The organism is Vibrio sp. S234-5 (assembly GCF_000960595.1).
Taxonomy (GTDB): domain Bacteria; phylum Pseudomonadota; class Gammaproteobacteria; order Enterobacterales; family Vibrionaceae; genus Vibrio.
Genome location: NZ_JZAM01000237.1, coordinates 30972 through 45138 on the forward strand (window position 1 = coordinate 30972; position 14167 = coordinate 45138).

At 52.8% G+C, this 14167-nt stretch carries 11 protein-coding genes; 5 read left to right on the top strand and 6 right to left on the bottom strand.

Annotation, left to right across the window (positions count from 1 at the left end):
* Positions 1-38: 38 nt before the first annotated feature.
* Genes panE through csdA form a run of 3 tightly spaced genes read left to right on the top strand, consistent with a single transcriptional unit; the run spans position 39 to position 2736 of the window.
* Positions 39-929: a 2-dehydropantoate 2-reductase gene (gene panE / locus UF06_RS14620; RefSeq protein WP_082069720.1), complete on the top strand. Its 891-nt coding sequence runs from the start codon at positions 39-41 to the stop codon at positions 927-929.
* On the top strand, positions 926-1525 hold the full coding sequence (locus tag UF06_RS14625) for a DJ-1 family glyoxalase III (protein ID WP_045571097.1): 600 nt from the start codon (positions 926-928) through the stop codon (positions 1523-1525). The genes panE and UF06_RS14625 overlap by 4 nt, the downstream gene beginning before the upstream one ends.
* The gene (csdA, locus tag UF06_RS14630; RefSeq protein ID WP_045571098.1) at positions 1525-2736 is read left to right on the top strand and encodes a cysteine desulfurase CsdA; all 1212 of its coding nucleotides are present in this window, start codon (positions 1525-1527) and stop codon (positions 2734-2736) included. The genes UF06_RS14625 and csdA overlap by 1 nt, the downstream gene beginning before the upstream one ends.
* Before the next feature lie 414 nt (positions 2737-3150).
* Here csdA and csdE read toward each other — a convergent pair whose 3' ends face one another.
* From csdE to UF06_RS14650, 4 genes are all read right to left on the bottom strand, one after another.
* Complete coding sequence (gene csdE / locus UF06_RS14635; protein ID WP_045571099.1) at positions 3151-3585, bottom strand: cysteine desulfurase sulfur acceptor subunit CsdE; 435 nt, start codon at positions 3583-3585, stop codon at positions 3151-3153.
* Between the two features lie 40 nt (positions 3586-3625).
* Positions 3626-4435, bottom strand: a complete 810-nt coding sequence (gene tcdA, locus UF06_RS14640) for a tRNA cyclic N6-threonylcarbamoyladenosine(37) synthase TcdA (RefSeq protein WP_039430337.1) — start codon at positions 4433-4435, stop codon at positions 3626-3628.
* A gap of 82 nt (positions 4436-4517) precedes the next feature.
* Positions 4518-5621: a murein transglycosylase A gene (gene mltA, locus UF06_RS14645; protein WP_045571100.1), complete on the bottom strand. Its 1104-nt coding sequence runs from the start codon at positions 5619-5621 to the stop codon at positions 4518-4520.
* A 118-nt stretch (positions 5622-5739) separates the two neighbouring features.
* A complete protein-coding gene (locus UF06_RS14650) occupies positions 5740-6153 on the bottom strand; it encodes a DUF2850 domain-containing protein (protein ID WP_226972192.1) in 414 nt (137 codons plus the stop codon).
* A 204-nt stretch (positions 6154-6357) separates the two neighbouring features.
* Here UF06_RS14650 and argA point away from each other — a divergent pair, with 204 nt between their 5' ends.
* Positions 6358-7695, top strand: coding sequence for an amino-acid N-acetyltransferase (argA, locus tag UF06_RS14655; RefSeq protein ID WP_045571102.1), 1338 nt, complete (start codon positions 6358-6360; stop codon positions 7693-7695).
* A 220-nt stretch (positions 7696-7915) separates the two neighbouring features.
* On the top strand, positions 7916-8098 hold the full coding sequence (locus UF06_RS14660) for a hypothetical protein (RefSeq protein WP_039430341.1): 183 nt from the start codon (positions 7916-7918) through the stop codon (positions 8096-8098).
* A gap of 65 nt (positions 8099-8163) precedes the next feature.
* Here the strand turns inward: UF06_RS14660 and recD are convergent, their stop codons facing one another.
* Positions 8164-10278, bottom strand: a complete 2115-nt coding sequence (recD, locus tag UF06_RS14665) for an exodeoxyribonuclease V subunit alpha (RefSeq protein ID WP_045571103.1) — start codon at positions 10276-10278, stop codon at positions 8164-8166.
* Positions 10275-13898, bottom strand: coding sequence for an exodeoxyribonuclease V subunit beta (gene recB, locus UF06_RS14670; RefSeq protein ID WP_045571104.1), 3624 nt, complete (start codon positions 13896-13898; stop codon positions 10275-10277). The genes recD and recB overlap by 4 nt, the downstream gene beginning before the upstream one ends.
* Positions 13899-14167: the final 269 nt, after the last annotated feature.

Sequence of the window (14167 nt, forward strand, 5' to 3'; positions counted from 1 at the left end):
TATCCTTGCAGCAAATCCTTTTTGATGAAGATGATTTGGTGAACATTGTCATTTTAGGCCCGGGCGCGGTTGGCTCACTTTGGGCGCTCAAATTACAGCAAGCTGGCCACCAAGTGGCACTGTGGGCAAGAGAGAATGCTCCGACACTCTCATTGCAGTTGGAACAAGGCCCCTTATACTCTTTTATTAATCAGTCGCCGCAAGAGATAAAGCATGCGGATCTGTTGCTTGTCACCGTTAAAGCTTGGCAGGTTGCAGAGGCTTTGGCACCGCTGGTCGATTCACTGTCAAGCGACAGCATCATTGTGCTAATGCATAACGGCATGGGCACGGCTGAACAGGTAACGGCTTTGCTGCCGGGTAATCCTCTGGTCGTCGCCACCACCACACATGGGGCTTACAAGCCTTCGCGCCAGCAGGTTTTGCACACTGGCATAGGCACTACCCAACTTGGCGGAGTGAATGCGCTTGGTAAGCAGTGCGCTTTTCTCGCTGACGTGTTTGACCACGCCCTGCCCGCTGTGCACTGGAATGAGCAGATTGAGCACGCCCTGTGGACCAAACTGGCGATCAATTGCACCATCAACCCGCTCACCGCCATTCATCAATGCAAAAACGGTCAACTGGCAGACGCTCGTTTTGCGCCTATGCTGAGTGAAATCAGCGCAGAGCTTGTTTCCGTGATGCAACGGGAAGGAATAGCGAGCGATCACTCGCATCTGCTGCGCAGCGTCATGCAGGTAGTTGAGGCAACCGCCGAAAATTACTCCTCCATGCAGCAAGACATCTATTACCAACGCAAAAGCGAAATTGACTTTATTAACGGTTACTTACTGCGCTGCGCTGCCAAACATCACATCAAGACTCCTCACAATCAAAAACTGTTTGAACAAATCAAACAGATAGAACAGAGCTGGACAACATCATGACAAAACGAATTTTGGTGCCGATTGCACCGGGAACCGAAGAGATGGAAGCGGTTACCGCCATTGATATGATGGTGCGCGCCGGGTATGAGGTGACGGTCGCCAGCGCCGACTTTGAGGGCAACCTCACGATCACGGCGTCGCGCGGCGTGATTTTGGGGGCTCAGTGCCTTTTGATCGACGTCGCCGATGAACCCTTTGACGTAATTATCCTTTCTGGCGGCGTTGCGGGTGCTGAGGCGTTTCGCGACAGCCCACTGTTGCTAGAGATGATCAAACAGCATATGTACGAAGGCAAACTGCTGGCGGCAATCTGCGCCGCGCCAGCACTGGTATTGCAACACCACAACCTCTACCCCAAGGCGCTCATGACCTGTCACCCCAATTTTCGCACGCACATCCCACAAGATAACTGGCGCGCCAAACGGGTGACTTACGATATCAACCACAATCTGCTCACCAGCCAAGGGCCCGGGACTGCGTTGGAATTTGCTATGGAAATCATCATTCTGCTTTCCGGCAAACAGCATGCTCGCCAAGTCGCTGAGCCGATGGTGACGGTTCCAGTGCTGAACTACCACAAGCTGGGTGAAGAGTGATGTTTGACGTCGATTTGGTACGCGCGCAATTTCCCGCGCTGCAACAAAGCGTCCATGGGTCACCGCTGGTCTATCTGGACAGCGCGGCCACGACGCAAAAACCCCAATGCGTGATTGATGCCATCAGCCACTACTACAGCCGACACAATGCCAATGTGCATCGCGGTAGCCACAGTTTAACCGCCGAAGCCACCAGTCAGTTTGAGCAGGCAAGGCATAGCATCGCGCAGTTTATCGGCGCGCAAAGTGACCAAGAGATCATCTGGACACGCGGCGCCACCGAAGCGCTCAATTTGATCGCCCAGACCTATGCGCGCAGCACTTTGCAGCCCGGTGATGAGATTTTGGTTGGTGAGATGGAGCATCACGCCAATATCGTTCCATGGCAAATGGTCGCCGAGCAAACGGGGGCAAAAGTGGTGAAAATCCCCATGACTCAAGATTGCCAATGGGACATGGCGGCCTTTTCGCAGCGTTTAAGCAACCGATGTAAAATTGTTGCCGTGGCGCAAATCACTAACGTCACCGCCAGCCGTCAACCGATTGAAGCGATCATTACACTTGCCCACCAAGTGGGGGCCATTGTGGTGGTCGACGGTGCGCAAGGCATCGTGCACGAACCTGTGAAGGTCGCGGAGTTAAACGCCGACTTTTACGTTTTTTCAGGGCATAAACTTTACGCACCCGCAGGTATTGGCGTGTTATATGGCAAGCTCGCCCTGCTGGAAACGATACCACCCTGGCATGGCGGCGGGAAAATGGTAGAGAGGGTATCGTTTGACAAAACGACGTTTTCCGCTTTGCCGGGCAAATTTGAGGCAGGCACGCCCAACGTTGCGGGAGCACTTGCCCTAGCGAAAGCGATTGAGTGGTATCAGGGCTTTGAGCGCCAAGAAGTCGAAGCGCATTTGCATCAGTTGCAAACCGCAGCGTATCAGGCGCTGGTCAACATCGATGATATTCGTGTGCTCGGTTACCAAGCCAATGCGTCGGTGCTGACTTTTGTCGTCGACGGCGTACACCATCAAGACATCGCCACTTTGCTCGACCAGCAAGGCATTGCGGTGCGTGCAGGCCACCACTGCGCCCATCCTTTGATGGACGCGCTGGGCGTCTCGGGCACTGTGCGGGTGTCGTTTGCGATTTACAACACCATGGATGACGTTGAACGTCTCATCAATGCGGTGAAAAAAGCACTCGAGTTGTTGTGAGGAAGAGAGGTGCTAGGGTTCTAGGTGCTAGGGTTCTAGGTGCTAGGTGCTAGGAAGAGCGGTTAACAGCGGTCCTATGGTCCTATGGTCCTATGGTCCTATGGTCCTATGGTCCTATGGTCCTATGGTCCTATGGTCCTATGGTCCTATGGTCCTGTGAAAGGGCAGGGTTCTAGGTGCTAGGTGCTAGGAAGAGCGGTTAACAGCGGTCCTATGGTCCTATGGTCCTATGGTCCTATGGTCCTATGGTCCTATGGTCCTATGGTCCTATGGTCCTGTGAAAGGGCAGGGTTCTAGGTGCTGGGTTCTAGGTGCTAGGAAAAGCGGTTAAGAGCGGTCCTATGGTCCTGTGGAAGGGCTGGGTGCTGGGTGCTGGGTGCTGGGTAGCGAGTCTCTCTTTTGCGGACGAGTTGTCTAGTCGGCTTGAACTTGCTGTTTGATCTGCTCCACAATCGCTTTTAGCCCGTTGCCACGCGACGGGCTAAGGTGAGCAATCAAACCCAGTTTGGCGAAGTAATCATCGATATCAAAGGCCAAAATCTGCTCGGCGCTCTTGCCGTCAAAAGCGGCCATCACCAGCGCAATCAAGCCACGCACAATGCGTGCGTCTGAATCGGCGCAGAAGTACCAACGTCCATCCCGCTGCTGACTCAAGAGCCAAACTTGGCTTTCGCAGCCGGCCACCGTGATTTGCGTCGATTTTAACGCTTCAGGCATGACTGGTAGCTGTTTGCCCCACAAAATCACCTGACGATAGCGATCTTCCCAACCAGAGAAACCTTGCATCACCGACACAATCTCATCACAGTTGATCTCATGACCAAAAGGGGAAGCGGGAAAATCAGACATGGTGAGGCTCCTAATATTGCAGGGAAGTTGAGACAAATATTTACTGTTTGTGCTTTTGGATTAACTTTTCCACGATGCGCGCCACGGCGACAAAAGCAAACGAGGCCGTGACCACCGTCGCCGCGCCAAAACCACTGGCACAGTCCATCCGTTTTGGTCCTTCGGCGCTCGACTTCACCGCGCAAACAGACCCATCCGCTTGCGGATATTTCAACTGCTCGGTGGAAAACACGCAGTCTATGCCAAACTTACGCGCCGGATTTTTCGGGAAGTTATGATGGCGACGCAAAGTATCTTTGATCTTTTTCGCCAGCGGATCTTGAATCGTCTTGGTCAAATCCGCCACTTGGATTTGGGTCGGATCCACTTGTCCACCCGCACCGCCAATGGTGATCACTTTGATTTTATTGCTGCGACAGTATGCCAGCAGCGACGCTTTGGCTTTGACGCTGTCAATCGCATCCAGCACGTAATCGAATGATTTACTGAGATACTGGTGCTGATTGTCGGGCGTAATGAAATCGTCAATCAGGTTCACTTTGCACTCCGGGTTGATCAGCTTGACTCGCTCAGCCATCACTTCGATTTTGCTTTGCCCGATGGTACCGCTCATCGCATGAATTTGGCGGTTAATGTTGGTCACACACACATCATCCATATCGATCAGCGTCAGTTCGCCAATCCCCGTTCGCGCTAACGCTTCGACCGCCCAAGAGCCCACGCCGCCAATACCAATCACGCACACGTGCGCGGCGCGAAGTATCTCTACTTCACTGTTGCCATACAAACGACGCGTGCCACCAAATCGTTGGTTGTAGCTATCAGAGGCTGGGGTATCGAGTTCGCGCATAATCTAAGTTCCAAAGCTCGCCAGAAAAACAAAGAGTGCGATTTATACGCACTCTAAGAGGAAATGTCCAGATGAGGAAAAGCTATTGTCGCTTTTCCGGTGGCATTGCCCAAGGGGCTTGCGTCGGCGTGCCTTCCAAACCCAATTTCCATACTCGGCCAAAATGTTTGTAGTGGCCCGCTTCCGTTCCCGCTCGCGGCCCCATACCATGATAGAGGTCAAGGTGGTTCTGTTTCACCGCCCCGCCCGTATCGAGCACAATCAGCAGGCGCAATTGGTGAGCCCCACTCCAAGTGCCATCAGCGTTGAGCAGCGGTACTTCAGCCAAAATCGGCGTGCCCATCGGGAAAATCGAGCGATCGCCAGCAACCGAAGCCATCGGCAGCAGAGGGATCCCAGCCGTTCCCGTCACAGGCGCTGCGGCGCGCGGCGCAAAAAAGACAAAAGAAGGGTTCTGTTCGAGCAGTTCTCGCACACGGGCTTCATCATTACGCAGTACCCAATCTTTGATCGCCTTGAGCGACATTTTTTCTCGTGCCACTTCGCCGCGTTCAATCAACACCTTACCGATGCTGACGTACGCTTTGTTGTTTTTCCCAGCATAAGCGAAATATTCCAGCGTATCGTCGTCACCAAAATGAACAAAGCCGCTGCCTTGCACTTCCATGATAAACGGATCGATCAAATTCTCTGCGTAACCAAGCTCCAATCCTTGTCCTTGCAGCGCACCAGCATAAATTTGCGCGCGAGTCGGACAATCTTCACTACACTCCGGTTTGCGGTAAACAGGGTAGCGAAAACGCTCATCAGGCAGATGGCGAAGCTCCATCACCGGAGAAAAATAGCCAGTAAACAATACATTGCCTTGCTTATCTCCACCACCGAGCTGCGCGGTTTGAATGCCAAACGCGCTCAACTCACTCGGCTCGCCGCTTTGCAACACCCATTCATTGAGTTTTTCGTACAGCGGTTGGTAGAGCGCTGCCAGCGATGGAGAGTTGCTTACTACCGCCTCAGACTGGCGGGCAAATTCGGTAAAATCGCGCGGTTTGCTTGAGTTGACTTGCTCCACTTTATTGAGCGAATCGACGAACTCGCCATCAAGATACTGCTGAGCCCGATCGGTTGGCTGCGCACAGCCAAATAGAAGTAAAGAAGCAAACAGAGGAAAGGAAGGTTTTAGCACACGTTATCATCCATCAATCAAGGTGAAGTGAAGGATGGCAAACTCACGCCACAAGCGCAATGATAAAGGCGTAACCGACTGTGAGACTGACACAAATCTGACCCGATAGGATTGACAACTAACGTAAAGAGAGGTTTTGCCGCCCTTCTAAGCGGAAGATAGGCAAGTAGTGATCGTTGGAATCCAGCTTCATCTCAACGTATTGCTGCTGACCTAAAATACGAAAGCGGCGCTCTTTCCCCCCGGTTTGGTAGGAAAAGTATTTACCATCGAACTCGAAACTGGTCGCCACCACTGAGCCGTTTGACGTCACCCCTTCCGCGCTGATCTCAAACACTTCACGGTCATAATGGGGCACATCTTGTTCCACCCATTTGCCATAAATCAGGCTTTTCGGCAGCGGTGGATTAATCGCGCGCGAAATCAAATCACCATACAAAAACAGCACCACCACCGTACCTACAAGGGCTATCCCCATCAGGAGTCGTTCCACAATTTTGCGCTGCTTACGCTTTTGCGCATCCATCTCCATTGCGCTATCTAAGTCGGTTTGATTCTTCTTAACAGTCGGTGGCATCTTGCTATCTTTCATTAATACAACCCGGCTATATTACACCTCTGGTCGCGCTGAACAATCACGCAGATCAATAGTTGCTATCTCAACAAAAAAACACCTTGCTAAAATAAAAATAAAAAGACAAAATTTGTGCATAAAAAATCACAAGGAAATCCAATTGTGAAAATTCGCAGCACCGCTCTCGTAAAAGGTTTTAGACAGTCAACCCCTTATGTTAACGCTCACCGTGGCAAAACCATGGTGATTTTGCTCAGTGGGGAAGCGATTGAAGATAAAAACTTTGGCAACATAATTAATGATATAGCATTAATGCACAGTCTCGGCGTGAAGATTGTTCTGGTGTATGGTGCCAGACCACAAATCAATCACTTACTGGAGAAGCAAGCGTGCCAAACGCCTTATCATAAAAACATTCGTGTGACTGATGAAAACACCATTTCGGTAGTTATGCAGGCAGCAGGACAACTGCAACTGGCGATCACCGCCAGCCTGTCGATGAGCCTTAACAACACGCCCATGGCGGGTACTCAACTGAATGTGGTGAGTGGCAACTTTGTCATCGCCCAGCCGCTTGGCGTGGATGATGGCGTCGATTACTGCCACAGTGGGCGTATCCGTCGTATCGATACCGAAGCGATTAATGGCTCGCTCAGTCAAGGATCGATTGTGCTGCTTGGTCCGATTGCCAGCTCGGTGACAGGCGAATGTTTTAACTTGCTGTCGGAAGAGGTCGCCACTCAGGTCGCGATTCGCCTCAATGCCGATAAGCTGATCGGATTTTGCTCCGAGCAAGGGGTGATCGATGAGAACGGCAATGCAGTCGCTGAGCTGTTCCCAAGTGAAGCGGATGCGGTGATCAAAAAGCTGTCGCAAGATGTCGATCTCAGCAGCGATTTTAGTTCAGGTACATTGCGCTTTCTCAAAGGAGCAGTGTCCGCGTGTCGCGCGGGGGTGCCCCGCAGCCACCTGATCAGTTACAAGATCGACGGTGCGCTGATCCAAGAACTGTTCTCGTTTGACGGCATCGGCACACAGGTGGTCATGGCCAGCTCTGAGCAGGTTCGTCAGGCAGATATTGACGATATCGGTGGCATTTTGGATCTGATTCGCCCGCTGGAAGAGCAAGGCATCTTGGTGAGACGCTCGCGCGAGCAGTTAGAGCAAGAGGTGGAACGTTTTACCATCATCGAGAAAGATGGCCTGATCATCGGCTGCGCGGCACTTTATCCTTATATCGAAGAGAAGATGGCGGAGATGGCTTGCGTGGCGATTCATCCCGATTATCGCGATGGCAACCGTGGCTTGATGTTACTTAACCATATGAAACATAAATCGAAACCAATCGGTATTCAGCAGATCTTTGTTCTCACCACCCACAGTGTACACTGGTTTAGAGAACAAGGTTTTTATGAGATTGGCGTGGATTCTCTGCCGATGGCGAAGAAAAATCTCTACAACTATCAGCGCCGTTCTAAGATCTTAGCGCTGCATTTGTAGAGCTTCCTACTGGCAAAAGCGTGAAATCCGATATGCAATGCTTTACATTATTTTTGCTCACATTTTGTTCTTTTTTTAATCAGCGCACTACTTTATAATGCGCGCCATTCAGGATTACAACCTGAACCAAGGACATAGGAAATACACCATTGCACGGATTGCTCGATTGATTACTTAACCGCCGTCAGTAGGCCACGGCTAAGCAATAAAGAGCACTGATATGAAAACCGTTATTTGTAATTCGTTGCAAAGCTTCTGGGATATGGCAGATAACCAGTTTCTAGAAGGTCTGGATGTTCACTGTGTTTTCCCAGTGAACGCCGCGTTAAAAGAGTTCATCATGAACTACCAACAGCAATACCGAATTCGCAGCATCACTTTTACCAAAGCGTTTCATGCTTAAACAGTTTTACAAGGCCGGGGTTATCCCGGCCTTGTTGCATCAGTGCGATACACGGTGACAACGGCCTATCCTTGTAAGCGCTCCACCAAGCCACTCGCCCGCTGAGTGCGGACACGAATCGCTCGCTTGAGCACTTGGCCGTCGGCATACAGCGCCAGTTTTTTCTTTGCTCGAGTAATACCGGTATAAATCAGCTCCCGTGTCAGGATCGGGCTAAACTCTGCTGGCAGCACCATCAGTGTGAAGTCAAATTCACTACCCTGCGATTTATGAATGGTCATGGCATAGGCTGTTTCATGCTCGGGGACACGGCTCGGTAAGATCGCCTTCATGCTGCCGTCAGGCAGTTCAAAAAAGACTTTCAAGCGCACCTCGTCCTCACTCTCATCACGCATACAAATGCCAATATCGCCATTGTACAAGCCCAGCGCATGGTCGTTGCGCGTCACCATCACAGGGCGACCGTGGTACCAGAGCTCATCTTGAGTGCGGATCAACTTGCGCGCCGCAAGCGCTTTTTCAATCCGTTGGTTAAGCCCACTGACACCAAAGTCGCCCTCACGCAGCGCGCACAATAAGCGGCATTGATTGAACAGCGCCAAGACCACTTTGGCCTTCTCAGCGCTACTTTCGCTTTCGCCCGTCATTGGGCTGAGCTGAGTCTCTTGCAGGCGGGCGAGATAGCGGCCATATTCGCTAACCAGCGTTTGGATCATCTGATGGTAGTTCTGCGCATTGAGATCCCAGTGGGTAATGTCACTCATCTCTCGCTGCCAGACTTGATCCACCGCGTGCGCATCCCCCGCGTTAACTGCACGCGCCAACTGACCAATCCCTGAACGGGCATCAAAGCGAAAGCTTTTTTGCAGCATGCACAAGCTGTCCGCAATCGACACTTTGCTTCGGCCCAGCGAAGTTAAGCTGGCAAAGCCAGTCAAACGCGCCAACGCGCTCGCTTGCTCCGGGCGGTAACCGGTGTGAGAAAAGGAGCAAATGTCGCCCAGCACTGCGCCTGCTTCCACCGAGGCGAGCTGATCTTTATCGCCAAGCAAAATCACTCTGGCCTGCTTAGGCAAGGCATCGATCACTTTGTACATCATGGATAAATCCACCATGGACGCTTCATCAATCACCAAAATGTCCAGATGCAGCGGGTTTTTACTGTGATGACGAAATTCGGCGCTGCCGGGAATCGCGCCCAGTAAGCGGTGTAAGGTTGACGATTCGGTCGGAATTTTGTTTTTCAACTCAGGGGACACAGGCAGAGCCGATACCGCTTTACCGATCGACTCCGTCAGGCGCGCGGCGGCTTTTCCGGTTGGAGCCACCAGTTTGATGGTGAGATCATGATCGCCAGCTTGCTCAATCAAGGCCGCCAAAAGTTTACACACTGTGGTGGTTTTGCCCGTCCCCGGCCCACCGGAAATCACCGTAAAGCGGCGCGTTAACGCTACCGCAGCCGCCACTTTTTGCCAGTTGAGACACACACTTTGCGGCACCAAACTATCCAAGGCGCTGAGCTGCTCGACCTTAGTCGCCGCCACGACTACGCGCTCAATCGCCGCCCAGTCAAGCTGACTTGCATTAACCACATCCAGATGATCGCACACTAACTGCTGGCGCAGGCCTGCCGAGTCCGTGCTTTCGTTGCGGCCACGCAGCAGCGCCTCAAGCAAAAAGCGATAATCACGCGCAAACAGGTGATCAAGCAAGTTGGCCAGTTTTTTCATCTCATCGGCGTCTAAACTTACCGCGCTACTGAGCTGGTTGAGCTTGGCAGCAACCATCACTTCATAGTGCCAGTAGCGCTGTAAATAGAGTCGCAGCCCATCAAAGATCAGCGGTAAAGCCTCATGGCTCTCGCCGACAATTGGCGATGCTTTGAGCTTTTCGGCCCAATCAATCGACGCCAACTGAGTATTCAGCGCTTGCGCCGCCTCACCGTATAACCCCAAGCGCGCCGCGATATCGAGGCCCTGCCCGTGTGAATCGATTAATGGCAAACAGATATGACCACGCCCCACTTCCGCGCTGACCAGCGCCGCTAACAGCGCCAGTGCCTCATCGTCACTTTGCGAGGCAATCAAACGGGCAAACTGGTAATCAAGCTGGCGCAGACTGCCTTGCTTGGCAAGATCGGCAAGTAATGACAAAAAATGCATCGCTGAATGGGCGCTCATAATAACTCCATCTGACCAGATTGACTGCTGGCTGGCTCTTGTGGCTCCTGACCATCCAGCAGACGATCCATTTGTTGTAAAAACGCCAGCGAAGGGCGCGCCGAAAAGATGCCGCTGCCACTTTCGCCATCCATGCCACGCAGAAACAGGTAGTAGACGCCGCCAAAGTGACGCTGGTAATCGTAATCCGCGACTCGGCTACGTAAAAAGCGGTGCAGCGCCAAGGCATAAATCTGGTATTGCAAATCATAACGGTGATCGACCATCGCCCCTTTGAGCGCTTCGCCGTGATAAAAGTGCGTCGCATCGCCTAAGTGGTTGGATTTCCAGTCGAGTACGTAATAGCGTCCTTTGTGTTCAAACACTAAGTCAATAAAGCCTTTGAGCATGCCTTGCACAGTTTGAAAACCGAGGTCGCCAGCTTGGGCAGAGAGCGGATCGTGCCGCTGGCAAACACGGTTGAGCGCGGCGGCGCTCAGCACTTCGATGGGGAGAAAGAACTCCATCTCGACCAAACGCTGACTAGGCGCTTTGTCTCGAAGGCGCAGTGTTTTGCCATCCAGCGGCGTCTCCAGCACAGTATCAATTAAGCGTTGCAGTACGGGTAACCAATCACTATCAATCTGCTCTTGCGCCATCAGCTCTGAGATGACTTGGGTATTGTGCTCTGATGTGGCTGGCTCGGTAAACTCCACCTCTTCAAACAGGGCATGCAAAAACGTGCCCGGACGGGCGCCGCGAGGGAAGTTAAAAATATTTTTCTCCACTTCCAGCACCGCGCTCTCATCTCGCTCCGCCGACGAGTCGATATCAAAGCCGCCGAGTTCCAAACTGACATCGTAATCACTGTGCTGCGATCCTTGTTTGACCAAGGCAGAATAACTGGTCATGCGCCACAGACGATCAATCGGCGTGTGCAGCTCTCGCGCCGCGAGCGCACCGACGGGCTGCGCACTGGGCTGAAATTTTTCCTCCGGCAGCGGCAACGGCGCGCAAACGTCGACGCACGCCAACGCCGCTTTTTGCTGCAACAGCGCCGCAGTGAGATCGGCAATACCGCCCTGTTGACCATTTTGCAGCAGGTAGCCCATCGCACTTTGATGTACCCCTGTCGGCTCTTTGGTTGAGCGGCCATTGCGCAGCGGCGCACTACCGATAAAACAGCCATACACGGCGCGGGTCAGCGCCACATAGATCAGGCGTAAATCTTCGGCCAAGCGCTCTTTGTCTGCCTGCTTTAACGCCGCTTCGTGGCGGGTGATATCCAGCACCGTAGTGTCACTGTGCGCGTCGTAATATTTCGCTTCACTCGCCTCTCGGGCAGCAAAAACAAACGGCAGAAACACCAGATCGTATTCCAACCCTTTCGATTTGTGGATGGTGACGATCTGCACCAAATTCCGTTCTGATTCCAAGCGCTGGATCTGCTCGTCACTGCCGCCCATGCCCGTTTGTGCATCACTGATCGCCTGTGCCAGCCAGCGCAGCAAGCCGTGGTCACTGTCGAGCTCACCACTGGCTTGCTGCAACAGCTCACCAATGTGCATCAGGTCCGTCAGTACTCGCTCACCGTTCTCTTCACCGAGTAGGCGCTCTGCGACGTGGCGCTTAGCCATCACCGAACGCAGCATAGGCAGCACGCCACGCTGCTGCCACAGGCGACGGTACTCGCGAAATTCATTCAACGCCGTATCCCAAGCCAGCTCGTCATTGTTAAGCGCATCAAGCGTGGCGGCATCTAAAGCAAACAGCTCAGACGCCAGCGAAGCGCGCAGCGCGCGATCGTTGTCTGGGGTTAACACCGCTTGCAAAAGACGCTGGATGTCCTGCGCAACCGGACTAAGAAAGACGCTGTCACGATTGGAGAGATAGACACTAGCGATGCCCTGCTCTGCCAATGCTTTTTTGATCAAACGTCCTTCACTCCCGGTTCTGACCAGCACCGCAATGTTGCCCGGCAAAATGGCTTTTCGCTCTTCTCCTCGCAGCAGCCACGCATGGCCTTGTTGCGACTGGCTGAGCACGTGCTGAATTTGACTCGCGCTCGACGCGGCCATCACTTGCTGGTACTCGCCTTTGCTGACCGGGCCTTGCTGCGCCTCTTGCAACCAGTAAGTGAGCGCAGGTTGCTTTTGACCACCCATGATCCAAAAGCGATGTTCCGCACCCGGGCTGGCGCTAACGGGCAGAAAGGGAATGTCTTGATCGTAGATAAACGGGCTATCCGGCCGTTGGAATACCTGATTAACCGCCTGCACCATCTCGGCACTCGATCGCCAGTTGGTGCCAAGCGTATAGTGAGCACTCACTTGATTACGCGCTTTGATGTAGGTGAAGATGTCTGCGCCGCGAAAGCCGTAAATGGCCTGCTTGGGATCGCCAATCATAAATAGACCGCACTCAGGATGGTTGAGATAGATACGGCTGAAAATGCTGTATTGCAGCGGGTCGGTGTCCTGAAATTCGTCAATCATCGCCACCGGATAGAGGGTGCGAATTCGGCTGCCGAGCAAATCTTGCTCATCATTATCAATTGCTGCGGATAACTGGGTGAGCAAGTCATCAAAAGAGAGCCACTGCTTCTGCATTTTGGCTTTCGCCAGCCAAGTGCGGCACTGCGCAATCGCATGAGCCAACAGCGGCGCTTTTAAACTGATCGGCTGAGCAAGAAAGGCATCAATAGCGAGAAAAATCTCATGCTCGGGCACTACGCCCTGCGGCGTTTTCTCTGTCAGTTCGGTTTGTGAGAACTTGACCAACTTGTCCGGAAAATCGTAGCTGCTGGTTTCACTCGCCGCCCACTGATTGACGGCGGCGAGCCATTCTGGCAGCGACTTTTTGCTGTAACTGCGTTTATTGACATCGGACGCCGAAATCAAAGGCATGAGGTCGTCTTGCACCGCGCGCCAACGCGCTTTTAAGTCGGCAATTTTTTCTAGATTGGCTTGATGCAATTCGGCCAAACTGCCTGCCATCGGCTCTACTGTCAGTTTGAGCGGCGCGCCCGTTAAGTAGCAGCCAATCTCAGCGAGCAGTGCCGCTGGCGAGCTCCACAATTGGCGCACTTCCGCGGCCAAAGCCTGCGGTAAAGGATAGAAATTGCGTCGCCAGTAGTCGGCGACCACCTGCGCTTTGAGCTGACTTTCATCGGTGACGAACTCATTGTTGAAACGGCTACCGGACTCAAACGCGTTTTGCGACAACATGCGCTGACAAAAACCGTGAATGGTATACACCGCAGCCTCGTCCATTTGCCGTTCCGCTTGCAACAAGATCTGCGCGGCCTGACGATGATCGTCAATCTCGGCCAACAGCGGCTTGATCACCGCATCATCACTTTGCCCACGGGAAAACGCCAATCTTGCGGCATGAATGCGCGCGCGGATCCGATCACGCAGTTCGGCCGTGGCCGCTTCGGTAAAAGTCACCACCAGAATTTGATCGACGGTTAACGGCACGCGGTGGCGGGTATCGTCACTGCCGTGGCCGAGCAGCAAGCGCAAATAGAGGCCCGCGATGGTGAAGGTTTTGCCCGTTCCGGCAGACGCTTCAATCAAGCGCGCGCCATGCAAGGGAAACTGCATGGTGTGCAAAGGAATGGCGACAGGCTTGTCAGTCATCGGCGTAATATCTCCGGATTATCTGCTAATCGAACTGTGATCAAACATCAAAAATTCTATGAATATATGCAAAGTGTATAAATATTAGGATGTTGTGAGATCTCACTCACGGAAGCTCTGTGCGGCTCTGGTTAGTATGCGCCTCACGAGCTCTGCCGTACTGTTGACGGTATTCTCCATCGAATCGTGGTCCCTCTGACCTCGTGGCCGTACAGCGAACGCCCTACACCAATAATGATTTTCTGGCGGCCACTCTACTCTTGCACTTC